General features: G+C 69.3%; 23 protein-coding genes and 1 pseudogene. 19 read left to right on the forward strand and 5 right to left on the reverse strand.

Translation table 11 applies throughout. The features are described 5' to 3' along the window. Window positions 1-17 precede the first annotated feature (17 nt). The 10 genes from ACTWLI_RS06050 to ACTWLI_RS06095 all read left to right on the forward strand — a co-directional run bounded on the left by ACTWLI_RS06050 (window position 18) and on the right by ACTWLI_RS06095 (window position 12,437). Window positions 18-1,700, forward strand: a complete 1,683-nt coding sequence (locus ACTWLI_RS06050) for an ABC-F family ATP-binding cassette domain-containing protein (protein ID WP_445155749.1) — start codon at window positions 18-20, stop codon at window positions 1,698-1,700. A 56-nt stretch (window positions 1,701-1,756) separates the two neighbouring features. Beyond that, a complete protein-coding gene (locus tag ACTWLI_RS06055) occupies window positions 1,757-2,524 on the forward strand; it encodes a DeoR/GlpR family DNA-binding transcription regulator (protein WP_445155750.1) in 768 nt (255 codons plus the stop codon). Next, window positions 2,521-3,705: an MFS transporter gene (locus ACTWLI_RS06060; protein ID WP_445155751.1), complete on the forward strand. Its 1,185-nt coding sequence runs from the start codon at window positions 2,521-2,523 to the stop codon at window positions 3,703-3,705. The genes ACTWLI_RS06055 and ACTWLI_RS06060 overlap by 4 nt, the downstream gene beginning before the upstream one ends. Window positions 3,706-3,740: 35 nt before the next feature. Beyond that, window positions 3,741-5,243 carry a bifunctional phosphatase PAP2/diacylglycerol kinase family protein gene (locus tag ACTWLI_RS06065; protein WP_445155752.1) on the forward strand — a complete coding sequence of 501 codons (1,503 nt, stop codon included), beginning with the start codon at window positions 3,741-3,743 and terminating at the stop codon, window positions 5,241-5,243. A gap of 122 nt (window positions 5,244-5,365) precedes the next feature. Next, on the forward strand, window positions 5,366-6,310 hold the full coding sequence (locus tag ACTWLI_RS06070; protein WP_445155753.1) for an ABC transporter ATP-binding protein: 945 nt from the start codon (window positions 5,366-5,368) through the stop codon (window positions 6,308-6,310). A 3-nt stretch (window positions 6,311-6,313) separates the two neighbouring features. Further along, window positions 6,314-7,210, forward strand: a complete 897-nt coding sequence (locus ACTWLI_RS06075; protein ID WP_445155754.1) for an ABC transporter permease subunit — start codon at window positions 6,314-6,316, stop codon at window positions 7,208-7,210. Window positions 7,211-7,219: 9 nt separating this feature from the next. Beyond that, on the forward strand, window positions 7,220-8,542 hold the full coding sequence (locus tag ACTWLI_RS06080) for a sensor histidine kinase (RefSeq protein ID WP_445155755.1): 1,323 nt from the start codon (window positions 7,220-7,222) through the stop codon (window positions 8,540-8,542). Then, window positions 8,539-9,252, forward strand: a complete 714-nt coding sequence (locus ACTWLI_RS06085; RefSeq protein WP_445155756.1) for a response regulator — start codon at window positions 8,539-8,541, stop codon at window positions 9,250-9,252. The genes ACTWLI_RS06080 and ACTWLI_RS06085 overlap by 4 nt, the downstream gene beginning before the upstream one ends. A 287-nt stretch (window positions 9,253-9,539) precedes the next feature. Next, window positions 9,540-11,018 carry an amino acid permease gene (locus ACTWLI_RS06090; protein WP_445155757.1) on the forward strand — a complete coding sequence of 493 codons (1,479 nt, stop codon included), beginning with the start codon at window positions 9,540-9,542 and terminating at the stop codon, window positions 11,016-11,018. 114 nt (window positions 11,019-11,132) lie between these two features. Further along, entirely contained in the window at window positions 11,133-12,437 is a 1,305-nt protein-coding gene (locus ACTWLI_RS06095; RefSeq protein ID WP_445155758.1) for a M18 family aminopeptidase, read from the forward strand. Window positions 12,438-12,454: 17 nt separating this feature from the next. Here the strand turns inward: ACTWLI_RS06095 and ACTWLI_RS06100 are convergent, their stop codons facing one another. Then, a complete protein-coding gene (locus ACTWLI_RS06100) occupies window positions 12,455-13,141 on the reverse strand; it encodes a DUF1345 domain-containing protein (protein WP_445155759.1) in 687 nt (228 codons plus the stop codon). A 292-nt stretch (window positions 13,142-13,433) separates the two neighbouring features. On the opposite strand from ACTWLI_RS06100, the gene rpsF reads away from it, so the two are divergent. From rpsF to rplI, 4 genes are all read left to right on the forward strand, one after another. Next, the gene (rpsF, locus tag ACTWLI_RS06105) at window positions 13,434-13,739 is read left to right on the forward strand and encodes a 30S ribosomal protein S6 (RefSeq protein ID WP_056736825.1); all 306 of its coding nucleotides are present in this window, start codon (window positions 13,434-13,436) and stop codon (window positions 13,737-13,739) included. Window positions 13,740-13,793: 54 nt separating this feature from the next. Further along, window positions 13,794-14,363 carry a single-stranded DNA-binding protein gene (locus ACTWLI_RS06110; RefSeq protein WP_445155760.1) on the forward strand — a complete coding sequence of 190 codons (570 nt, stop codon included), beginning with the start codon at window positions 13,794-13,796 and terminating at the stop codon, window positions 14,361-14,363. Window positions 14,364-14,488: 125 nt separating this feature from the next. After that, a complete protein-coding gene (rpsR, locus tag ACTWLI_RS06115; RefSeq protein ID WP_003800144.1) occupies window positions 14,489-14,728 on the forward strand; it encodes a 30S ribosomal protein S18 in 240 nt (79 codons plus the stop codon). Between the two features lie 17 nt (window positions 14,729-14,745). Then, window positions 14,746-15,198 carry a 50S ribosomal protein L9 gene (rplI, locus tag ACTWLI_RS06120; RefSeq protein WP_441419164.1) on the forward strand — a complete coding sequence of 151 codons (453 nt, stop codon included), beginning with the start codon at window positions 14,746-14,748 and terminating at the stop codon, window positions 15,196-15,198. Window positions 15,199-15,312: 114 nt separating this feature from the next. Here rplI and ACTWLI_RS06125 read toward each other — a convergent pair whose 3' ends face one another. Next, the gene (locus tag ACTWLI_RS06125; RefSeq protein WP_445155761.1) at window positions 15,313-15,735 is read right to left on the reverse strand and encodes a DUF1801 domain-containing protein; all 423 of its coding nucleotides are present in this window, start codon (window positions 15,733-15,735) and stop codon (window positions 15,313-15,315) included. Window positions 15,736-15,832: 97 nt separating this feature from the next. Here ACTWLI_RS06125 and ACTWLI_RS06130 point away from each other — a divergent pair, with 97 nt between their 5' ends. The 3 genes from ACTWLI_RS06130 to ACTWLI_RS06140 all read left to right on the forward strand — a co-directional run bounded on the left by ACTWLI_RS06130 (window position 15,833) and on the right by ACTWLI_RS06140 (window position 17,819). Next, the gene (locus tag ACTWLI_RS06130) at window positions 15,833-16,687 is read left to right on the forward strand and encodes a PhzF family phenazine biosynthesis protein (protein ID WP_445155762.1); all 855 of its coding nucleotides are present in this window, start codon (window positions 15,833-15,835) and stop codon (window positions 16,685-16,687) included. 101 nt (window positions 16,688-16,788) lie between these two features. Then, window positions 16,789-17,418, forward strand: a complete 630-nt coding sequence (locus tag ACTWLI_RS06135; protein WP_445155763.1) for an FMN reductase — start codon at window positions 16,789-16,791, stop codon at window positions 17,416-17,418. 32 nt (window positions 17,419-17,450) lie between these two features. Next, complete coding sequence (locus tag ACTWLI_RS06140) at window positions 17,451-17,819, forward strand: TFIIB-type zinc ribbon-containing protein (protein ID WP_445155764.1); 369 nt, start codon at window positions 17,451-17,453, stop codon at window positions 17,817-17,819. A gap of 21 nt (window positions 17,820-17,840) precedes the next feature. Here the strand turns inward: ACTWLI_RS06140 and ACTWLI_RS06145 are convergent, their stop codons facing one another. Continuing rightward, window positions 17,841-18,410 (reverse strand): hypothetical protein, encoded by a 570-nt coding sequence (locus ACTWLI_RS06145; RefSeq protein ID WP_445155765.1) that lies wholly within the window; start codon window positions 18,408-18,410, stop codon window positions 17,841-17,843. A 713-nt stretch (window positions 18,411-19,123) separates the two neighbouring features. Between ACTWLI_RS06145 and dnaB the strand changes: the two genes are divergently transcribed. Beyond that, the gene (dnaB, locus tag ACTWLI_RS06150; RefSeq protein ID WP_445155766.1) at window positions 19,124-20,503 is read left to right on the forward strand and encodes a replicative DNA helicase; all 1,380 of its coding nucleotides are present in this window, start codon (window positions 19,124-19,126) and stop codon (window positions 20,501-20,503) included. Here the strand turns inward: dnaB and ACTWLI_RS06155 are convergent. Together ACTWLI_RS06155 and ACTWLI_RS06160 are read right to left on the reverse strand one after the other, a co-directional pair. Further along, window positions 20,500-21,471: an acyl-CoA thioesterase gene (locus ACTWLI_RS06155; protein WP_445155767.1), complete on the reverse strand. Its 972-nt coding sequence runs from the start codon at window positions 21,469-21,471 to the stop codon at window positions 20,500-20,502. The two genes, dnaB and ACTWLI_RS06155, sit on opposite strands and share 4 nt — an antisense overlap. A gap of 72 nt (window positions 21,472-21,543) precedes the next feature. After that, window positions 21,544-21,953: pseudogene (locus tag ACTWLI_RS06160) on the reverse strand (DoxX family protein). A gap of 48 nt (window positions 21,954-22,001) precedes the next feature. Between ACTWLI_RS06160 and ACTWLI_RS06165 the strand changes: the two are divergent. Beyond that, window positions 22,002-23,357: an MATE family efflux transporter gene (locus ACTWLI_RS06165; RefSeq protein ID WP_445155768.1), complete on the forward strand. Its 1,356-nt coding sequence runs from the start codon at window positions 22,002-22,004 to the stop codon at window positions 23,355-23,357. Window positions 23,358-23,398: the final 41 nt, after the last annotated feature.

Raw genomic sequence — 23,398 nt, forward strand, 5'->3', positions numbered from 1 at the left:
CGTGGGAAGATGGCTGGGTGGCTCATATTGACGTTTCCGGCATCGACTACTTCCTCTCCGACGGCACCCAGCTGCTCAACCAGGTGACCTTCAAGGTTCCGGACGGCACCAAGACGGCGCTGATCGGACCGAACGGAACGGGCAAGACGACGCTCTTCCGGATCATCGCCGGGGACCTCGTCCCGGACGAGGGCGTGGTCGGCCGGTCCGGGAACATGGGCATCATGCGGCAGTTCGTCGGGCAGGTACGGGACGGCTCAACCGTCCGCGACCTGCTGGTCTCCGCCGCACCGCCGGCCCTGGCTGCCGCGGCCCGCGCGGTCGACGCCGCGGAGCTGGCCATGGTCGAACACGACGATGAACCCACCCAGATGGCGTACGCCCAGGCGATCGTGGACTGGGGCGACGCCGGCGGCTACGACGTCGAAACCGTCTGGGATGAGGTCTGCATGGCGGCCCTGGGCCTGCCCTTCGACCGCGCCCAGCACCGGCCGGCCTCAAGCCTCTCAGGCGGCGAGCAGAAGCGCCTGGTCCTGGAGGCGCTGTTCGCCGGACCCGATGAACTGCTGCTCCTCGACGAACCGGACAACTACCTGGACGTGCCCGGCAAACGCTGGCTGGAAGCCAAACTCAACGAGTCAAAGAAAACCGTGCTGTTCATCAGCCACGACCGCGAGCTGCTGAACAACGCCGCCGGACGGATCGTCACCCTGGAGCCGGGTATCAACGGTGCCGGCGCCTGGATCCACGGCGGCGGCTTCGGCTCCTACGTGGACGCCCGCGCGGACCGCAACGCCCGCTTCGAGGAACTCCGCAAGCGCTGGGACGAGGAGCACGTCAAGCTCAAGGAACTCGTCAACATGTACAAGAACAAGGCCGCGTTCCGCTCCGACATGGCCAACCGCTACCACGCCGCGCAGACCCGGCTGGCGAAGTTCCTCGAGGCCGGCCCGCCCGAGGCGCTGCCGATCGAGCAGAACGTGCAGATGCGGCTCAAGGGCGGACGCACCGCCAAGCGCGCCATCGTGGCCGAGAAGCTGGAGCTCACCGGGCTGATGAAGCCGTTCTCCACCGAGGTCTGGTTCGGCGACCGCGTCGGCGTCCTCGGCTCCAACGGATCGGGCAAGAGCCACTTCCTGCGCCTGCTCGCCACCGGCGGCACCGACCCGGAGCGCGAGCACCTGCCGGTCTCCGACGTCGAGATCGCGGAGGTTCCGCACGAGGGAACGGTGAAGCTCGGCGCCCGGATCCGGCCCGGGTTCTTCGCCCAGACCCACGTCCGGCCCGACCTGCTCGGCAAGACACTGCTGGAAATCCTGCACCGCGGCGACGAGCACCGCTCCGGCCTGGGCCGCGAGGCGGCAGCGGGGGCGTTGGACGGCTACGGTCTCGCCGGGGAGTCCGAGCAGAAGTACGAATCCCTCTCCGGCGGCCAGCAGGCCCGGTTCCAGATCCTGCTGCTGCAGCTCTCCGGTGCCACCCTGCTGCTCCTCGACGAGCCCACGGACAACCTTGACCTGCACTCCGCCGAGGCGCTGGAACGGGCCATCGATCACTTCGAGGGCACGGTCCTGGCCGTCACCCACGACCGCTGGTTCGCCCGGACCTTCGACCGGTTCCTGGTCTTCGGCTCCGACGGCAAGGTCTACGAATCGGCCGAGCCGGTGTGGGACGAGCAGCGGGTCGCCCGCGCCCGCTGACCCACCAGATGATGATCATTTGTGATTAATTGATCATTTTCCAATATCATTTACTCATGACCACCGAGGAGCGACACCGCCGGATCGGCGAACTCCTGCGCCAGCGGGAGCACATGAGCGTCGACGAGCTGATGGCGGAGTGCGGTGCCTCGGGCGCCACGATCCGCCGCGACCTCGATGCGTTGGCGCTGCGCGGCGTCCTCCGCCGGGTCCACGGCGGCGCCCGCAGCCTCGTTTCCCGCGGCGAGAACCCCGAGTACGGGCAGCGTGCGCTCGAGGATCACGACGCCAAGGTGCGCATCGCGGCCGGCGTGGCCGCCCTGCTGCAGGACCGTGGGCACGTCTGGCTGGACAGCGGCACCACCGCCACCGAGGTGGCACGCCAGCTGCGGGACCGGGACCTGACGGTCATGCCGATGTCGCTGCAGGCGGTCAACGCCATGACCAGCGCCTCCCCGCGCCTGCGTCCCGAGCTGCTGCTTCCCGGCGGAAGCCTCACCCCCGGTGAACTCTCCTTCCGCGGACCCCTGGCCGAATCCAACATCCGCGCGCTGCGGTTCGACGCCGCCGTCCTCACCCCGTGCGCTGTGAACCTCCGCGACGGCCTCCTGGCCCACGACCTGGCCGATGCTGCGGTCAAACGCGCCGGCCTGGAGTCGGCCGCCCGCGTGATCGCCGCCTGCTCGGAAGCCAAGTGGGATGCCAACGCCGTCGCGTTGGTCGCCGGGCTCGACGCCGTCGACATCCTCGTGACAGACAAAGACCTTGGTCCGGCGGAACGCGCCGAACTCGCCCGACATTCGGTGGAAGCAGTGATCGTATGACAAGCACGACAACCGGCCGGCAGCTGAACGCTGCGGCCGCCGCCACCTTCCTGGTCTTCGGGATCAACGGCCTGGTCTTCGCCAGCTGGGCGGCCAGGATTCCGGCCGTGACGGAGGCCCTGCAGATCTCCTCGGGCCAGATGGGCACGCTGCTGCTGTGCGTCGCCGCCGGGTCGCTGATCGCCCTGCCCACCGCCGGCTGGGTGGTCGGCCGGATTGGCACCGCCAACACGGTCCGCGCGGCCGGGGCCGTCGCAGCAGCCGCCGGCGTCGGGATCGCGCTGTCGCTCAGCGCCGCGTCCACCTCCGGGACGGCCGTCTCCCTGTTCTTCTTCGGCATCGGCATCGGCCTGTGGGATGTCTCGCAGAACATCGAGGGCGCGGATGTGGAACACCGGCTGGGCCGGACCATCATGCCGCAGTTCCACGCGGCCTTCAGCGGCGGGGCCTTTGTCGGCGCGCTAATCGGCGCCGGCCTCTCCCGGATCGGCGTCGGCCTGCCGGCGCACCTGCTCGTGATCGCCGGCGTCGTGCTCGTCGCCGCCCTGCTGGCACCCCGCTACTTCCTGCCGCATGTGCCGGCGCCCGCCGCCGCGGACCGCGACGGCGCGCCCCGCGCCGCCGCGGCCTGGCGCGACGGCCGCACGCTGCTGATCGGCGTCGTGGTCCTGGGCGCCACTCTGACCGAGGGCGCGGGCAACGACTGGATCGCGAAGGCCGCCGTGGACGGCCTGGGCGCCGAGCAGTCCACCGGCGCCCTGCTTTTCGCGGTGTTCGTGCTGGCCATGACCGCCATGCGGTTCTTCGGCGGCCGCGCCATCGATCTCTACGGACGCGTCGCGGTGCTGCGGGCCAGCATGGCCGCAGCCGCCGCCGGGCTGGGACTCTTCGTCCTGGCCGGCAACATCTGGCTGGCCACCGCCGGTGCCGCGCTGTGGGGCGTGGGTGCCGCGCTGGCCTTCCCGATGGGCATGTCCGCCGCCGCGGACGACCCCCGGCAGGCGGCGGCCCGGGTCTCGGTCGTGTCCACCATCGGCTACATCGCCTTCCTGGCCGGGCCGCCCCTGCTGGGGTACCTGGGCGACCTGACCGGCATCCGGCTGGCCCTGCTCGCCATCGGCGTCCCCATTCTCGGCGCCCTGCTGCTGGCCGGCGCCGCGAAGCCTCTGCGCGCCGGTTAGGCACCCGGCCCCGGGCCCGGCAGTAGGGTGGGGAAATGCGAAGCATACTGGGGACGACGCCGCGCCGGCTGGAGAGGCTGGACCGCAGGCTGGTGCAGTCCGTCTCCGGGCTTCCCGGCGGCAGCCACGATGACTTTTTCCGCCGGCTCTCAGCGGCGGCGAACAACGGCAGGCTCTGGCTGGGGGCCGCCGCGGTGATGACCCTCATCCCGGGCAGGACCCGGCGCGCGGCCCTGCACGGGGTGCTCGCCCAGGGCGTCGCCTCCGCCGTGACCAACCTGGTCTTCAAGACCCTGCTCCCGCGGGCGCGCCCGCTGCCGGAGCACCTGCCGGTGTTCCGATTCGTCCATCCGCAGCCGACCAGTTCCTCGATGCCCTCGGGGCACTCGGCCTCCGCCGCCGCGTTCGCGCTCGGTGTGGGGCTGGTCCAGCCGGCCCTTGGCGCGGCGCTGGCACCTGTGGCCGCCGGCGTGGCCTATTCGCGGGTCCACACCGGCGCGCACTGGCCCTCCGACGTCTTTTTCGGGTCGGCGATCGGCGCCGCCGCAGCACTCGTGACCCGCCGGTGGTGGCCCGTGCGCCCGCCGTTCCCCGCGCTCCGGCGCACTCCGGTGGAGGCAGCGGCGCTGCCCGGCGGCGAGGGCCTGGGAATTGCCGTCAACACCCTGGGCGGCTCGTACGCTGACGAGACCGCGGCCGCCCTCCAAGAAGTATTCCCCAAAGCGTATATACATGAGATCAGTCCCGACGGCGAGGTGGAGGCCGAGATCGAGGCGGTGGCCGCACGGCCCGGCCTCAAGGCGCTCGGCGTCTGGGGCGGCGACGGCACCGTGGGGACCGCCGCCGCGGCCGCGGCGGGGCACACCCTGCCCCTGCTGGTGCTGCCCGGCGGGACGCTGAACCACTTCGCCCGCGATGCCGGCACCGGCACGCTGCGGGCCGCCGTCGACGCGGCCACCGCCGGGGCTGCCGCCCGGGCGGACCTGGGCCGGGTCACGGTGGAGCGGGGGCTGCCGGAGCGCCCCGAACGGTTGGAGCTGCCGATGCTGAACACGGCGAGCATCGGGCTGTACCCCAACCTGGTGCGCCGGCGCGAACAGCTCCAGCCTGCCCTCGGCAAGCCGCTGGCCGGGGTCGTCGCCATGTTCCGCACCTTCGCCGCGGGCACGCCCAGCACCCTGGTGGTGGACGGCGTGCGGCACAAACTGTGGATCCTCTACGTCGGCCGGGGACGTTATTACCCCCGCGACCACGCCCCGCTGGTGCGTCCGGTGCTGGATGACGGCGTGCTGGACCTCCGCATGATCACCGCGGACGAGTCCTTCGCCCGGGTGCGGCTCCTCTGGGCGGTGCTGACCGGCACGGTGGCCAGTTCCCGGATCACCCACCTGAGCGAGGCGCGCCGGGTGCGGGTCGAGCCCGCTGCCGGGACCATGGTGCTGGCCGTGGACGGTGAGGTCATGCCGGGCGTGCGGTCCGTGGAGTTCTCCGTGGAACCCCGGGGTCTGGTGTACTACTGCCCGCAGCCGGAGTCCTGAGCGGTCATCCCCGCGGATTACCCTGATTGGCCCCTGAATCATCCCTGAGAGCGGCGAAATGCGGCGGCGTCGTCGGTAGCGTGGGGGTTACACAACCACACGCAACGCAAAGGAACGCTTCCATGATCGAAGCACGCGGCCTGACCAAGGTCTACGGCGGGAAAACCGCCGTCGACGGGGTCAGCTTCACCGTCGAGGCAGGCCGGGTCACCGGCTTCCTTGGCCCCAACGGCGCCGGCAAGTCCACCACCATGCGCATGATCATGGGCCTGGACCGGCCGACGTCGGGCACCGTCACCGTCAACGGCGTACCGTTCGACCGCCACCCGGCCCCGGTGCGCGACGTCGGCGTCCTCCTGGATGCCAAGGCCGTCCACACCAGCCGGTCGGCCTACAACCATCTGCTTGCCATGGCCGCGACGCACGGCATCCCCAAGAAGCGCGTGCACGACGTCATCGAAATGACCGGCCTGGCCGACGTCGCCCGGAAGAAGGTCGGCGGCTTCTCGCTCGGCATGGGACAGCGCCTGGGCATCGCCGCGGCGCTGCTCGGCGACCCGCAGACCGTCATCCTGGACGAGCCGGTCAACGGCCTGGACCCCGAAGGGGTCGTCTGGGTCCGGAACCTGGTCAAGTACCTCGCCGCCGAGGGCCGGACCGTGTTCCTGTCCAGCCACCTCATGAGCGAGATGGCCCTCACCGCGGACCACCTGATCGTGATCGGCCGCGGCCGGATCATCGCCGACGCCCCGATCCAGGAAATCATCACCGGACGCGGCCGGATCCGGACCCGCGTCCGCACCGACCAGCCGGACCAGCTGCTGCGGCTGCTCGCCGGCGACGGCGTCTCCGTCGAAACGCAGGAAAACGAACTGCTGGAGGTTACGGGCCTGGACCCGCGCGACATCGCGCGCACCGCGCTGGAGCACCGGGTCATGATCTACGAACTCACCCCGCTGCAGGCCAGCCTCGAGGAGGCCTACATGGAACTGACCAAGGATGAGGTCGAATACCACTCACTGATCACCGCCGGGGCCACCGCCCCCGCCCAGCCCGGAGGCAACTAAGCCATGAGCCCCACCACTTTTGAATCCGGCCCGGCGGCCGCCGGCGCGCATGCCGGTGCCGGCACCCACCGGAGCGGCGACAGCCTCAGCACCGGACCCGGACCGTCCTTCCTGCGGGTCCTGAATTCCGAGGCCATCAAGTTCCGTACCCTGCTGTCGACCCTGATCCTGCTGGCCTCCACCGCGCTGGTGCTGGTCGGCTTCGGCGCGCTGTCCGCCTGGGGCACGGGCCAGTTTGCCCGCGCCGCGGAGACCGACCAGGGCGCCGCGGCCGCCTTTGCCGCGCAGGGCAGCGAACTTGCCCTCGGCGCCCCCACCTCCGGCATCCCCTTTGCCCAGCTGATCCTCGGCTCCCTCGGTGTCCTGCTGATGAGCTCGGAATTCACCACCGGGATGGCCCGGTCCACCTTCGCCGCCGTCCCCAAACGGACGCCGGCGTTCGCGGCGAAGCTGCTCGTGGTCGTGGTGACCGCCTTCGTCCTCACCGCCGTGTCCGTGTACCTGGCCGGCCTGGTATCCCTGCCGATCCTGGACCACTACGGACTGCCGCTGGACCTGGGCAGCGCCCAGTCGGTCAAACTCCTGCTGGTCAACAGCGCCTACGTCGCCGCCGTCGCGGCGATCGGCCTGGCCCTCGGCGCCCTGCTGCGCAACTCCGCGGGCGGCATCATGAGCCTGGTCGGGCTGTTCTTCGTGCTGCCGATCGTCTTCCAGATCATCCCCGGCGACTTCTTCGAAGAGGCCAGGAAGTACCTGCCCGGCAACACCGTGCAGGCAATGACGGCCACCGAACACATCCCGAACACGCTGGAGGCCTGGCAGGCCGCGCTGGTGCTGGGCGCCTGGGTGGTGGTCCCGGTGGTGCTGGCCGGCGTCCTGCTCAAGAAGCGGGACGTTTAGGCTCGGTCCATGATCGACGTGCTGCCCGCCGAGGACGCGCCCGCCACCCAGGCCGGCGCGTCCTTCGCCGAAATCACGGCCCGGCGCCGGGGCCGCCTCCGGCGCTACCTGTACCGCCGCCCGCGGATGATGGACGCCGTCGTCGTGGCCGCCTACCTGCTGCTGGTGGCCCCGACGGCGGTGGACGCGGTGCTGGGCGGACAATGGGCGGTGCCGCTGCTGCTCGGCGGTGTTGCCGCCGCGCTGCTCTGGCGGCGCAGTCATCCGGCAGCCGTGCTGGCCGCCGTCGCCGTCCTGGAGTTCGCCGTCTCCGCCCAGCACCCGTGGGGTTCCAACGTCTCCGCGGGGCTGTGGTTCGCGCTGTACTCGGTGGCGCTGACCCGGCCGCGGCGCTGGACCCTGGTGGCGCTGGCGGCCGCCACCGCGCCGCTGCTGGCGCTCTACGCCGTGCTGGCCCTGGGGCCGCTCGACGGCCGCCTGCCCTCCATCTCGGACCACACCCCGGAAGACTTCCAGCTGATCAGCAGCATCGCGGCCGCCCTGGGCATCGTCCTGTCCAACGTGATCGCCGCCGGGATCGGCATCTCCGTCCGGCAGCGCCGGGCCCACGAGCAGGAAATCGCGGCCTGGGCCAAGGCCGCGGCCCAGCTCGGGTCGGCCACCGAACGCAACCGGATCGCCCGTGAAATGCACGACGTCGTGGCCCATTCGCTCACCGTCATGGTGACCCTCTCCGACGGGGCCGCCGTCGTTACGGGCAAGGACCCGGTGCGGGCCGCGGCGGTGCTGGGCGAACTGTCGCACACCGGCCGGACCGCGCTGGCGGACATGCGCCGTGTCCTCGGCGTCCTGCGCGAGGACACGGCGCCGGGTGCCGGTCCGTGGGAGCCGCTGGCGGCCGGCGGGAACCTTGCCAAGCTGCTGGCGGGCTTCCGCGCCGCCGGGCTGCCCCTCCACTACACCCAGTCCGGCCCGTCCCTGCCGGAGGACGCCGCGTTCCAGCTGACCGTCTACCGGATCGTGCAGGAGTCCCTGACGAATGTGCTGCGCTACGGCCGGGCGCTGGGCCGGGTGGATCTGCGGATCGCGCGGGAAGGCACCGCCGTGACCATCGAGGTGGTGGACGACGGGAAGGGCAGCGTCGAACCCGCGGGACCGGCGCTCGGCTCCGGGCAGGGGCTGGCCGGCATGCGTGAACGCGCCCGGATCTACGCCGGCGACGTCGAGGCCGGCCCCGCTGCCGGCGGCGGCTGGCGGGTGCGCGCACTTTTGAACCTCACCGACGACCTCCGCGGCGACATGAACCGCACCGACGACAAGGGAGAACCGTGACCGACACCGGACAGATCCGGATTCTGCTGGTCGATGACCAGCCGCTGCTGCGGATGGGGTTCCGCCTGATCCTCGAGGGCGAGGATGACCTGTGCATCGTGGGGGAGGCTTCCGACGGCGCCGACGCCGTGCGCCGCGTCGCCGAACTGCAGCCCGACGTCGTCCTGATGGACGTGCGGATGCCGGTCCTGGACGGCATCGAGGCCACCCGCGCCATCACCGGCACCGGTTCGGCGGCCCGGATCATCATCCTGACCACGTTCGACGTCGACGAATACGCCTTTGCCGGGTTGCAGGCCGGGGCCTCCGCCTTCCTGCTCAAGGACGTGGACCCCGCCGACCTGGTCAGCGCGGTCCGCGTGGTCGCCAGCGGCGATGCGGTGGTGGCGCCGCGTATCACCCGGCGGCTGCTGGAAACCTACGTGCGGAACCCGGAGCCGGCCCGCGTGTCCGGCACTGCGGGCGCAGCCGCCCGGACGGCGCGGGATCCGTTGCTGGAGGATCTCACCCCGCGGGAAACCGAGGTGCTGGGCGCCATCTCGGAGGGACTCTCCAACGCCGAAATCGCACACCGCTACTTCCTCTCGGAAGCCACCGTGAAGACGCACGTGCGGCGCATCCTCAGCAAACTGCAGCTGCGTGACCGGGTCCAGGCTGTGGTGTACGCCTACGAGACCGGGCTGGTGGTCCCGAGCAACCCGGACTACTGAACGGATTACCGGACCGGGGAACCGACGGGGCGCGCACGGCCTCAAACCTCCTGAAGGAGTGGTTTCACACACTTTTACGAATTGACCGACAGGCAACTTTAGTTGCCTCTCAGACCTCGGTCTTGGCGCCCGGTCCTAATCCCGGGCGCGTAATCTGTATGAGTGCACAGGACGGCGGTTCCATCCCGCGGTCTAGTGTGAAACGACACTGTGGCCCGCCGCACACCCCGCCCTGTAGTGCCGGGCGCGGAGGCAGGGCCATCACCACCCATTAAGGACGGCGCTTCATGCAGGCTGACCAGCAACTCTCCAAATCCCTGAAACCCCGGCACCTGTCGATGATCGCCATCGCCGGCGTCATCGGCGCGGGCTTGTTCGTCGGTTCCGGCGCGGCGATCCAGCAGGCCGGGCCCGGCATCCTGGTGGCCTACCTCGCCGCCGGCCTCGTGGTCATCCTGGTAATGCGGATGCTCGGCGAAATCGCTGCGGCCAACCCCGAGACCGGGTCCTTCTCCACCTACGCCGACAAGGCGCTGGGACGCTGGGCGGGCTTCAGCATCGGCTGGCTCTACGCCTGGTTCTGGATCATCGTCCTGGGCATCGAGGCGACCGCCGGGGCGGCCATCATGCACCGCTGGGTTCCCGGCATCGACCAGTGGATCTGGGCCCTGGTGCTGATGGTGCTCCTGACGCTGACCAACCTGGGATCCGTCAAGTCCTACGGTGAGTTCGAATTCTGGTTCGCGTCGATCAAGGTCGCCGCGATCGTGCTGTTCCTGCTCTTCGGTGCCGCCGCGATCCTCGGCCTCATCCCCGGCGTCCCCGCACCCGGCCTGGACAACCTGATCGGCAAGGGCGGCTTCATGCCCAACGGCCCCGGCGCGGTGCTGGCCGGCATCCTGGTGGTTGTTTTCTCCTTCTTCGGCGCCGAAATCGCCACCATCGCCGCCGGTGAATCCGAGAACCCCGTCGACGCCGTTAAGAAGGCCGTCAAGTCCACGGTCTGGCGCATCCTGGTGTTCTACATCGGCTCGATCGCCGTCGTCGTGACGCTGCTGCCCTGGAACTCCGCCTCGGTGGCCAAGAGCCCGTACGTCGCCGTCATTGAACTGTTCGGCATCCCCGGCGCGGGCACCATCATGGACGTCGTGGTGCTGACCTCGGTGCTCTCCTGCCTGAACTCCGGCCTCTACACCGCCAGCCGCATGCTCTTCTCCCTCTCCCGCCGCGGCGACGCCCCCAAGTCGTGGATGCGGATCTCCCGCCGGGGCGTGCCGTCCGCTGCGGTGCTGGCCTCGACCGTCGTCGGCTTCATCACCGTGGGCCTGAACTACATCGCGCCGGATACTGTCTTCCTGTTCCTGGTCAACACCTCCGGCGCCATCGCCCTGTTCGTCTGGCTGGTCATCTCCGTCTCGCAGCTGATCCTGCGCCGCCGGATGGGCACCGCAGCCCGGGACCTGCAGCTCAAGATGTGGCTCTTCCCCTACCTGACCTGGGTCGCGATCATCAGCATCGTCGCGCTGCTGGTGGGCATGGTGGTCCTCGACAGCACCCGGGAGTCGCTCCTGCTGTCGCTGGCACTGGCCGCCGTCGTGGTGGGCCTCGGTCTCTGGCGGTACCGGAAGAACGGCCCGGCTGCCCTTGAGCCGGCTGCAGGCTCCGCCGTCGCGGATGCCCCGGCCGAGGACGCGACGGTCGTGGATGCCCCGACCGAGGACGCGACGGTCGTGGATGCCCCGGCAGGGGCGGGCCGGAGCCTCTAGCTTCCGCACCAACCGGACATGCCCACTCCTGGATACCAGGGGTGGGCATGCCGCGTTATGCCCCGGGGTGGCCACGAAGGATGGGCATGTTCGTCCGGCGTTAGACTCGGAGCCATGTCTTCCACCGCCACAGCTGCAGACCACATCCGTGACCTCGGCGCCTACGTCAGCGCGTCCCCGTCGAGCTTCCACGCCGCCCGCGAGGGTGCGCGGCGGCTCGAGGAGGCAGGGTTCACCGGCCTCGACGAACTGCAGCCGTGGGACGGCGGCGCCGGGAAGTTCTACGTCGTCCGCGACGGCGCCCTCATTGCCTGGGTGATACCGCAGGGGGCCGGACCCACCACCGGGTTCCACATCCTCGGAGCGCACACCGATTCGCCCTCCTTCAAACTCAAGCCCAAGCCCACCACGGGAAAGTTCGGCTGGCTGCAGGCCGGGGTCGAGGTCTACGGCGGCCCGCTGCTGAACTCCTGGCTAGACCGCGAACTCCAGCTCGCGGGACGGCTGGTGCTGCTCGACGGCACCGAGCACCTCACCGCCACCGGGCCGCTCCTGCGCTTCCCGCAACTGGCCATCCACCTCGACCGTTCCGTGAACGACGGCCTGGCCCTGGACAAGCAACAGCACTTGAATCCCGTCTTCGGCCTGGGCGATCCCGCCGACGCCGATCTGCTCGCCCTGCTCGCCGAGCGGACATCCGGTGCACCCGTGGACCCTGACCGGATCGGCGGGTACGACATCGTTGTCGCGGACACCCAGCCGCCGGGGGTGTTTGGCGCCCGGGACGAGTTTTTCGCCTCCGGACGGCTGGACAACCTCTCCGCCACGCACGCCGGGCTCACCGCGCTGATCGCCCACGCCGCCGGTGCTCCGCCGGCCGGCGGCCCGATCGCCGTCCTGGCGGCATTCGACCACGAGGAAATCGGTTCCGGCTCCCGCTCCGGGGCCAGCGGCCCGATCCTCGAAGACATCCTGGTCCGCATTTCCGACGGGCTGGGCGCGACGGCGGGCCAGCGGCGGCAGGCCCTCGCGGCGTCTTTCTGCGTCTCCGCCGACGCCGGCCACGCCGTGCACCCGAACTACGCCGAACGCCACGACCCCGCCAACCGGCCGGTCCTGAACGGCGGACCGCTGCTGAAGATCAACGCCAACCAGCGGTACGCGACGGACGCGCCGGGCGCAGCCCTCTGGGCCAGGCTTTGCACCGAAGCCGGGATTCCCTACCAGGAATTCGTCTCCAACAACGTGATGCCGTGCGGCTCCACGATCGGACCCCTGACCGCCACCCGGCTCGGGATCAGGACGGTCGACGTCGGCGTGCCGCTGCTCTCGATGCACTCCGCCCGCGAACTGTGCGGCGTCGAGGATCCGCACCGGCTCGCGAAAGTCACCGAGGCCTTCTTCCGCACCGCGGCCTGAGCGCGGCCGGCGCCGGGTTACGACCCGGCCAGGCCGATCACGAGGTTGATCGTGGCGGCAAGGATGACCGTGCCGAACAGGTAGGACAAGAGGCTGTGCTTGAGCGCTTCGGCGCGGATGGCATGGTTCTTCAGGGCCGTGTCCGACACCTGGTAGGTCATGCCCAGGCTGGTGGCCAGGTAGGCGAAGTCGGTGTACTGCGGCGGCGCATCCTGGTTGAAGTCGATCCCGCCCACCGCCGACCCGGCCCGCGGCGCGGTGCTGTAGTACAGGCCGGCGTAGCGCACGGTGAAGAGCGTCTGCACCAGCATCCACGACAAGGCAACGGAGGCCAGGGCGAGCAGGCCGCTGCCGAGCCGGGACGCGCCGTCGTTGCTGTGCGAGTCCAGGACGACGGCGGCCACGGCCGCGAGGCTGGCGACGTTGGCGGCGAGGATCATCAGGTCCGTGACGCGGCGCGACGGGTCCTCCACCGTGGCGTGCGCGCGGGTGCCCTCGGCATCCAGCGGGCCGATCACCACCCACACCCAGACCACGTAAGTCAGGGCGGCGGTACTCCAGCCCACGGCCGGGGCCTCCACCCAGTGGCCGGCCAGGCCAGAGCCGCCGGCCCCCAGCAGTCCCGCCAGCACCATCACCGCAAACCGCAGACGGCTGCGGTGCACGCGGGGAACGCCGGAGCGGGACGGGAAAGCGTCGGTCATGCCCCGATCATGGCACACGGCGCCGGGCGGCAACCCGCACGGCTGTTGCAAGCTGCACATCCCTCCCCCGGATATCCACAAAGCCCCCGGGCCCCTTCCCGCCAGGGCGATGCGGCGCCTACGGTGGCGGGAGGGGAAATCGCTGAAACCGGCCCGGATGCACTAAGCTATTGAAGTCTGTGCTGTGCCCGGCCTCCGATCCGGCGGCTTGCGGTACCGCACACGCACCGCAAATGAACCTCCTGTTACGGAAATGCCGTAACCGCTTAGCCCAAAGGAGGTGGGTTCACATATGCGTCCTTACGAATTGATGGTAATCATCGACCCCGAGGTCGAAGAGCGTACCGTTGAGCCGTCGCTTCAGAAGTTCCTGAACGTCATCACCAACGATGGTGGAACCATCGAAAAGGTTGACATCTGGGGCCGCCGTCGCCTGGCTTACGAAATCCAGAAGAAGTCCGAAGGTATCTACGCCGTGGTGAACTTCACCGCTGAGCCGGCTACCGCCAAGGAACTTGACCGCCAGCTGAGTCTCAATGAGACCATCATGCGCACCAAGATCACCCGCCCCGAAGAGCAGAAGGTCGTTGCTGAGTAATCAGCTCCACCCTTTCAATCTTTAACCCCGCAGGAACGAACCAGGAGGCAGTAGATGGCAGGCGAAACCACTATTACGGTCATCGGTAATCTCACCAATGACCCCGAGCTGAGGTTCACCCCGTCCGGCTCGGCAGTAGCGAACTTCACCGTCGCTTCTACGCCCCGCACTTTTGACCGCCAGTCCAACGAGTGGAAGGACGGGGAAACCCTGTTCCTCCGCGCGTCGGTATGGCGCGAAGCAGCCGAGAACGTCGCCGAATCCCTCACCAAGGGCATGCGCGTGATCGTTTCCGGCCGCCTGAAGAGCCGTTCCTACGAAACGAAGGAAGGCGAGAAGCGCACCGTTATCGAGCTTGAGGTCGACGAGATCGGCCCGAGCCTGCGCTACGCCAACGCCAAAGTCAACCGCACCCAGCGCTCCGGCAGTCAGGGTGGCCAGGGCGGCTTCGGCGGCGGCAACAGCGGCGGTTTCGGTGGCAACTCCGGTGGAAACCAGGGCGGCAACTCCGGCGGAAGCTGGGGCGGCAACCAGCCCGCAGCGCAGGATGACCCCTGGGCCACGCCCGGGGTGAGCAATGCCGGCGGCTGGGGCAACGGTCCGGATTCCGAACCTCCCTTCTAAACAACATCTAAAGGCCCGACGCCGGGCGCCGTCGGCCGCCGCAAGGCTGCCGTGCGCGGACCGGCGTGGACCACCACCATCCCGTGGATCAATATCCACGGGCTCCATAGAAAAGGAGCTCCACGATGGCTAAGGCTGAACTCCGTAAGCCCAAACCAAAGTCCAACCCCTTGAAGGCCGCTGACATCACTGTCATCGACTACAAGGACGTAGCATTGCTGCGCAAGTTCATCTCCGACCGCGGAAAGATCCGCGCCCGTCGCGTCACCGGCGTTACGGTCCAGGAACAGCGCAAGATCGCACAGGCAATCAAGAACGCCCGCGAAGTTGCTCTGCTGCCTTACTCCGGCGCTGGCCGCGGCTAAGGAAGGGATTAACTAACATGGCAAAGCTCATTCTGACCCACGAAGTAACCGGTCTCGGTGCTGCTGGCGACGTTGTCGAGGTCAAGGACGGTTACGCACGTAACTTCCTGCTCCCCCGCAACTTCGCCCTGACCTGGTCCAAGGGTGGCGAGAAGCAGGTTGAGTCCATCAAGGCTGCCCGTGCCGCCCGTGAGCACGCTTCCCTGGAAGACGCTCAGAAGCAGGCTGCTGCCCTGCAGGCCAAGCCGGTGAAGCTCGTTGTCAAGGCTGGCGAGACCGGACGCCTGTTCGGCACCGTCAAGCAGGGCGACGTGGCTGACGCTGTTGAGGCCGCAGGCCTCGGCCGCATCGACAAGCGCAAGGTTGAACTGCCGGCTCACATCAAGTCGACCGGTTCCTACCAGGCCAACGTCCGTCTGCACGACGACGTTTCCGCTGTGATCGAGCTCGACGTCGTCGCAGGCAAGTAGTCTTTCCGGCTACAGCCTGTACGGCTAGGCAGTCCTGAACTGCCGGAAGGCCCCCGCCTTCGGATTCCTCCGGGAAGCCGACGGCGGGGGCCTTCCGCTTTAATTCCGGCGGAGTCAACCCTGGTGCAGGACCGTGGTGACGTGCCGGAAGCCCTGCCGGATCAGCTCCTCCAGCACCGGCCCGTCGATGTCGTCGAGCTTGTTGATGTACAGGCACCCGGCTCCGGTCCTGTGCTTCCCGAGGCGGCCAAGCAGCGCAGCGGCGTCCGGACCGTATGTGAGGCCATAGAGCGACAGGCTGGACTTGCGGGGGGAGAAGCCCACCGCGGGCGCGTCTCCCTCCCTGCCGCTCGCGTACTTGTAGTGGTAGCTGCCGAACCCGACGATGGACGGCCCCCACATGGTGGCCGGCTGGGCGGTGATCCGGGACATCAGCTCGAGCAGGCGGTACCCGTCCTTGCGCCGGACCGGATGCTCGATCGAGCCGAGGAAATCTGCGACGGACGCCCCGGTCGGCAGGGTTTTGTTTTCGGTCATGCCTGCAGTCTGGCAGAACGCTCCGGGCGTTGCAGTCAGTCGACGCGGGCAGTCGCGGCCGCGCCGGACCGACCAGCACCGGTGATAGCCTGCGGCAGTGACCTCGAATACCGCACGGCGGCTCCGGCCCTTCTCCCAGGTGGACGTCTTTTCCGCCGAACCCTACCGCGGCAATCCGCTGGCCGTCGTGCTTGAGGCCGAGGGTCTCGACACGGAGGACATGCAGCGGTTTGCCAATTGGACCAATCTCTCCGAAACCACGTTCCTGCTGCCGCCCACGGATCCCCGGGCCGACTACCGGGTCAGGATATTCACCGGCAGTGAGGAGTTTCCCTTCGCCGGCCATCCGACCCTGGGCTCGGCCCATGCATGGCTTGAAGCGGGCGGCATCCCGAGGCAGGACGGTGAAGTGGTCCAGGAGTGCGGGGCCGGGCTGGTCCGGGTAAAGCGCGACGGCGCCCGCCTGGCGTTCGCGGCCCCGCCCCTGACCCGCTCCGGAGAGGTGGCCGAATCGGATCTCGCCCGCATTGCGTCCGGCTTGCGGATGCCGCGGGAGGAGCTCCGGGACTCCTCCTGGCTCGTCAACGGACCGGAATGGATCGGAGTGCTCCTGGATTCTGCAGAACAGGTGCTCGCGATCAAGCCGGACTATGCGGCGATGGCCGGACTCAAAGTCGGCGTCGTCGGCCCCTACTCGGCCGGATCCGAGTTCGGCTTCGAGGTCCGCACCTTCATCCCCGGCGACGCGGCCGCTGAAGATCCCGTCACCGGCAGCTTCAACGCCGGGGCGGCCCAGTGGCTGATCGGGACCGGCCGGGCACCGGAGTCCTACCGTGTGGCGCAAGGGACCGTGCTGGGCCGCGCCGGCCGGGTGCACATCGAGGCGGTGGGCGACGATATCTGGGTCGGCGGGAACTCGGTGAGCTGCATTGAGGGATTTGTGCTGCTCTGATCCCCGATGCCCTCCCAGCGGGGGAGGAATAAAGCCGCCCCGGGTTCGCTTCTACAGGTAGATGCATTTGCATGTAACAGAGTGACCTACAGGAGCGCACCATGGAAAGCCGCCGCATAATCGTTCTCTCCGCCGGACTCGGCGTCCCGTCCTCCAGCCGCCTGCTGGCGGACCAGCTGGCCGCTTCGGCGGAGCGCCAGCTCGCGGAGGCGGGGTACGCGGTAACGCTTGACGTCGTGGAGCTGCGGGACCTCGCCGTGGACATCGCCAACAACTTCGTCACCGGGTACGCGGCACCCCGGCTGGCCGAGGTGATCGCCAACGTGACTGACGCCGACGGCATCATCGCGGTCAGCCCGGTGTTCAGCGCCTCCTACAGCGGTCTGTTCAAGTCCTTCATCGATGTACTGGACCCCGCGTCGCTGGACGGCAAGGCGGCCCTGCTGGGAGCCACCGGCGGTACGGACCGGCACCAGATGGTGCTGGACTACGCCATGCGGCCCCTCTTCAGCTACCTCCGCACCCGGATTGCGGCAACCGGCGTGTTCGCCGGGCCGCAGGACTGGGGAAATGCCGGCGACGGCGTCTCCCCGCTGTCGGCGCGGATCGACCGGGCGGCGGGGGAGTTTGCCCGGCTGCTTGAGGGCGTGCAGCCCCGGCGCGCGTCCGCGCCGCTGGAATCGTTGCCGTTCGAGCAGCTGCTGGCGGGGATCGCCGGCCCGCAGGGCTGAACTTAACCGGTGCCCGGTTCGTTGTGCCGGACATGAAATGCCCTGTGGATTCCGTGGACCTGGTCATGAGCGAACGAAGCGGCGTGGAGATCGACTACTGCCCGCAGTGCCGGGGCGTCTGGTTGGACCGCGGCGAACTCGACAAAATTATCGACCGGGCGGCCGAGGGTTTTGGCGGCCCGGTCCCGTCCGGTGCCGCGCGGCCTGCCGTTCCCCCGACGCCGCCCGGGCACATCCCGCCGCCGCTGTACAACGTCGACCCGCGACGGGACGACCGTCGGCCGGACGACCGGCGCTATGATGACCGGCGCGAGCGGCCACGGTACGACCAGCCGCGCTATGACGACCGCCGCCGGCCGAAGAAGAAGGAAGGTTGGCTGGGGGAGCTGTTCGACTTTTAGGCGGAGCTCCGCGGCAGCCGCTCAGTCCTCAAGCAGCGCGATGAATTCCTGTGCCTGCTGCAGCGAGACGTCCGAGTGCCGGACCAGCGCCGCCGCGGCCGCCGCGGTGTCACCGCTCCTGGCCAGGGTGCGGATCCTGCCGTAGATCTCGTCGTTGAGCATATTGCTGCTGACCTCCCGGGTCACCTCGCCTTTGCTGGCAATCGCCCGGTACCGGTACGGGAAGCGCTGCGGTTCCTCCTCCTCGGCCGGGGCCGGTCCGGCCTCCTGCCGGGGGCGGAACGGCTGCGGATGGGCCGCCAGGGCGCCGACGGCGTCCCGGGAGGCCCGGAGGCCCTCCCCGGTGGCTTCGAGGTAGAACTTGATGGCCGCCATGGCCTGTCCCTGCGCGATGAGTGCATACAGGCGGCGGTGCTGGTCCTGGTCCAGCCGCGCGGCGGCTTCCTGCGCCAGTTCCGCTGAGCTGCGGCCCGGCTGTGCGGGGTCCTCCTGGTGCGTGCGCGCGCGGCGCCGGCCCACCGCGCGGGCGGTCAGCACCACGCCGACGCCGACGAGCGCGAGGATCAGGAGGGGGACAAGCAGGGCTTCCATGGGACTACAGCCGATCTACGGGGGTTCTTGGGCCAGGGCGCCGGCACGTGGTCGCGCAGCCCGCGGACGGGCCCGCCGGGTGTCGATGCCCCTGGCCACAGCTTATGACAGCGGACGCCCGACCACCTCATATTCCATGCGCCGTATACAGGGCCGCGGTCGGCAATCGGCGGGTGGCCGGGAATCGGGCCTCCGGCCATCGTATATTCCACATGTTTGCCCCCGGTGCACTCCCGCCGCGTCCCTGCTATCCCCAGCGGCCGGCCGCAGACTGTGGATGAACTGCGACGGAAATTCTTTTGCGTCCACAGCCTGAATGCGCCGTTTCCGCAGGTCAGAAGCGGTTTGGGGGGAAAAGAAATTTGTCGTCCACAGGTGTTCCCACAGGCTGTGCACAAGCACGGTGCGATAGTCCACAGCTTATCCACAGGGTGCCGGTCCGGCCGGGTTGGTGTTGCCGACCGCGGGGGATAACGTTGCGGGAGACCAATCCCCGCAGTGCCGGTTTGCGGCGGCAGTCCGCTTCCGGATACCCCCCCCGACGGCGCGCCTCGGAGCGGGTGGCCAGGGCGGACCCGGAAAGTGTCGGAGGCCGCTGCTAGAAAGATCCCGGGGCCCTGGGACCCGCCGCACCGGCCGGTTCCGGGGGTTAGCCACGGTTCAGGCGCTGGCGGAAACACCGCTTCGCCGGCACACATTGAAGGACGGCAGTTTTGTCAGTAACGCATCTGGACGCGATCGAGGGCACCCGGGGATCCGAAGGCAGCCGCAAGCCGCCGCAGGACATCCCTGCGGAGCAGTCGGTGCTGGGCGGCATGATGCTGTCCAAGGACGCGATCGCGGATGTCGTAGAAATCCTTCGCGGCCAGGACTTCTACCGTCCGGCGCACGAGACCATTTATGAGGCCGTCATCGACCTCTATGGCCGCGGCGAACCCGCCGACGCCGTCACGGTGTCGGACGAACTGACCAAGCGCGGCGAGATCAACCGAATTGGCGGACCGGCCTACCTCCACGAGCTGATCCAGACCGTCCCCACGGCCGCGAATGCCGGCTACTACGCCGAAATCGTGGCGGAGCGGGCCGTCCTGCGCCGCCTGGTCAATGCCGGCACGAAAATCGTGCAGCTCGGCTACGGGCAGGACGGCGAGGTCGAAGACCTGGTGAACCAAGCGCAGGCCGAGGTCTACGCCGTCGCCGAGCGCCGGACCGCGGAGGACTATGTTGTCCTCAAGGACGTCATGGAATCCACGGTGGACGAGATCGAGGCCTCCGGCCACCGCGGCGAAGGCATGGTGGGGGTCCCGACCGGCTTCTACGAACTCGATGAGCTGACCCACGGACTTCACCCCGGCCAGATGATCGTCATCGCCGCCCGCCCCGCCGTCGGTAAGTCCACCTTCGCGCTGGACTTCGCGCGCTCGGCGGCGATCAAGAACAACCTGGCCACCGTCATGTTCTCGCTGGAAATGGGCCGGAACGAGATCGCGATGCGCCTGCTTTCCGCGGAAGCCACGATCGGCCTGCAGGATCTTCGCAAAGGCACCATCAAGGACGAGCAGTGGTCCAAGATTGCCACCACGATGGGCCGGATGAATGATGCGCCGCTGTTCATCGATGACAGCCCCAACATGTCGCTGATGGAAATCCGGGCGAAGTGCCGCCGCCTCAAGCAGCAGCACGACCTCAAGCTGGTCATCCTCGACTACCTCCAGCTGATGAGCTCGGGCAAGAAGGTTGAATCACGCCAGCAGGAAGTCTCCGAGTTCTCGCGCGCGCTGAAGCTGCTGGCCAAGGAACTCCAGGTCCCGGTGATCGCGCTCTCCCAGCTGAACCGTGGCTCCGAACAGCGCCAGGACAAGCGCCCCATGGTCTCCGACCTGCGCGAATCCGGCTCCATCGAGCAGGACGCTGACATGGTCATCCTGCTGCACCGCGAAGACGTCTACGACAAGGAATCCCCGCGTGCCGGCGAGGCCGATATCCTCGTCGCCAAGCACCGTAACGGCCCGACCAAGGACATCGTGGTTGCCTTCCAGGGCCACTACTCCCGCTTCGCCAACATGGCCGGTGACGCCGGCGGGGGATTCTAGGCCGGCGGCTGGAGCAGGTGGTTCGGCAGCCGGTTTCCCGGGGCCCGGCCGCGGATCTCAAGCAGTTCCCGTGCGTGGTCGTGCAGCCGCTTGTCCTCGTCCGAGCCAGGCACCCAGCGGGGCACCGGCACCGAGGTTCCGCTCTCGTCGCGGGCGACCATGACCGTCAGGCAGTAGGTGGTCAGGTTCAGTTCGTGGCCCTTCGGGTCCCCGGAGCGGACGTGCACCGCGATGTGCATGCCTTTCGTCCCGGTGTAGACCAGCCGGGCCTCCACCTCCACGAGGTCGCCGATCAGCAGCGGGCGGTAGAACCGGACCCCGCCGGAGAAGACCGCCACGGTATCCATCCCGCAGTAGCGTGACGCGCAGACGTAGGCCGCCTCGTCGATCCACTTCATGACGATGCCGCCATGGACCTTGCCGCCCCAGTTCACGTCCGTCGGCGCTGCCAGGAACCGCAGGGTGACCCGCTCGGCGGTCCCGGCGTCGGTGTATTCCTGGCTGCTCATGGCTTGGACGATGTCTTCGCGGACCTTGATGCGCGCCAGGGCCGCGTCGCGCTGCCCGACCTCCTCCGGCGAGGCGGGTTCGAACTGCGGTACCGGGACCGGCCTGCCGTCCGCGCCGACAGCCACGAAGATCACCAGGCACTGGCTGCGCATCGTCGCGGGACCGCCCCTGGGGTCCCCAGAGGAGACCACGGTGCGGATGTGCATCGAGGACCGGCCGGTGTAGACGATGGTGGCGGTGACCTCCACCATGTCGCCACTGTTGACCGGATCGGCGAAGTGGATGTTGCCCACATAGGCCGTCACGCAGTAGGACTTCGACCAGCCGACGGCGGCCGCGTAGGCAGCCTTATCCACCCACTCAAGCACCGTGCCTGCGTCCACCGAACCGCTGCGGCCGACGTCGGTGGGTGCTGCGAGGAAGCGCAGGGTGACCGCGTTGGCGGGAGTCTCACTCATGGAAGAGAGTGTACGACGGCGGGCGGCCGCCCGAAGGTGACCGCCCGCCGTCGGACGCTGCAAAAGCCGGGCCTAGGCGAGGACGCCCAGCTTGGAGCCGGCGCGGCCGAACAGGGCACCGTCCACGGAGACCTTGCCCGCGCCGACGAGCGCCACCGCCGCCGCCGCGGCGGCGAGGATCAGCACCAGTTCGTAGCCCCCGCGGCGACGAATATGCCCGCCGGGGCATGGACCAGGAAGAGTGCGCCCAGCATGTCCACCGCGAGCAGCAGGGCGAACACGCGGGTGAACACGCCGAGGATCAGCGCGATGCCGCCGGCCAGCTCCAGGCCGGCCACCACCGGGGCGGCAACGTTGGCGGCGGGGACGCCCATCTGCGCAAACGCGGCCTGGGTACCCGGGATGGTGAACTCGCTGAACTTCTGCCAACCGTGGGCGGCGAAGAGGAAGCCGGTGACAAGGCGCAGGATGGTGCGGGCCAGGGTGGTGAGGGCGGGCTGGTGGGAGCGTGGCGCCGATAGGGTGGTTCCGTGCCGACTCCCGCCCCGATCCCAGCAGCAGTAACGGCGCCGGCGGACCGGCGGCGCGAAATTCTGCGCCTTGCCGTCCCCGCCTTCGGCGCGCTAATCGCGGAGCCACTGTTCCTGCTCGCCGACTCGGCGATCGTCGGGCACCTCGGAGTGGCGCAGCTGGCCGGCGTCGGGCTGGCTTCCGCGGTGCTGCATACGGCGGTTGGGCTCATGGTTTTCCTGGCCTACTCCACGACCCCGGCCGTGGCCCGGGCGGTTGGCAACGGCCAGCTGCCCAGGGCACTTGCCGCCGGCCGGGACGGCGTCTGGCTCGCCCTGCTGCTGGGCCTTGCCCTCGCCGCGGCGGGATTCGTCGCCGCTGAACCGCTCCTGGACCTGATGGGTGCCAGGGGCGAGGTCCGGACCTTCGCCGTGGACTATCTGCGCTGGTCGATGCCGGGACTGGTGGCCATGCTGCTGATCTTCGCCGGCACCGGGGTGCTGCGCGGCCTGCAGGACACCCGGACGCCGCTTGCCGTCGCCTCCGCGGGGTTCGCCGTCAATATCGCCCTGAACGTGTTCCTGGTCTACGGGCTGGAGCTGTCCGTCACCGGCTCGGCGCTGGGCACCAGCATCGCGCAGTGGGCCATGGCCCTGGTGTATGTCGTGATGGTGCAGCGCAATGCGCGCCGCCACGGCGTCAGCGTGCTTCCGGACTGGCACGGGGTCCGCGCGCTGGCGCGGGTCGGGTCCTGGCTGATGCTGCGCACGCTCAGCCTCCGCATCGCGATCCTGGCCACCGTGCTCGTGGCCACCGCGCAGGGACCGGTCAACCTTGCCGCGCACCAGCTGGCGATGACCATCTTCACCTTCCTGGCCTTCGCCCTGGACGCCCTGGCCATCGCCGCGCAGGCGCTCATCGGCAAGGAACTTGGGGCCTCCCACGCCTCGGCCGCACGGGAGCTCACCGCCACCATGGTCCGCTGGGGACTGGGGTTCGGCGTCCTGACCGGCGCCCTGCTGGCCGCCGCCGCGCCGTGGGCCGGACTGCTGTTCACCTCCGATCCCGGGCTCCGGGCCGCTCTGACCCTCGCCCTGTGGGTGCTCGCGGCCGGCCAGCCGGTCGCCGGCTACGTCTTCGTCCTCGACGGCGTGCTGATCGGCGCCGGTGACGCGCGCTACCTCGCGATCGCCGGCGTCGTGAACCTGGCCGCCTACCTTCCCCTGCTGCTGCTGGTCGGGGGCTCGGGGGCCGACGGCGGCGCGGCGCTGGCCTGGTTGTGGGCGGCCTTCTCGCTGGGCTACATGCTGGCTCGCGCCCTCACCCTGGGACTGCGGGCACGCACCGACCGATGGATGCGGCTGGGCGCCCACTGACCGGGGGCGGCCCGGCCGGGGACGGATCCGGCACCCCCTAA

Source organism: Arthrobacter sp. Hor0625 (assembly GCF_052567525.1).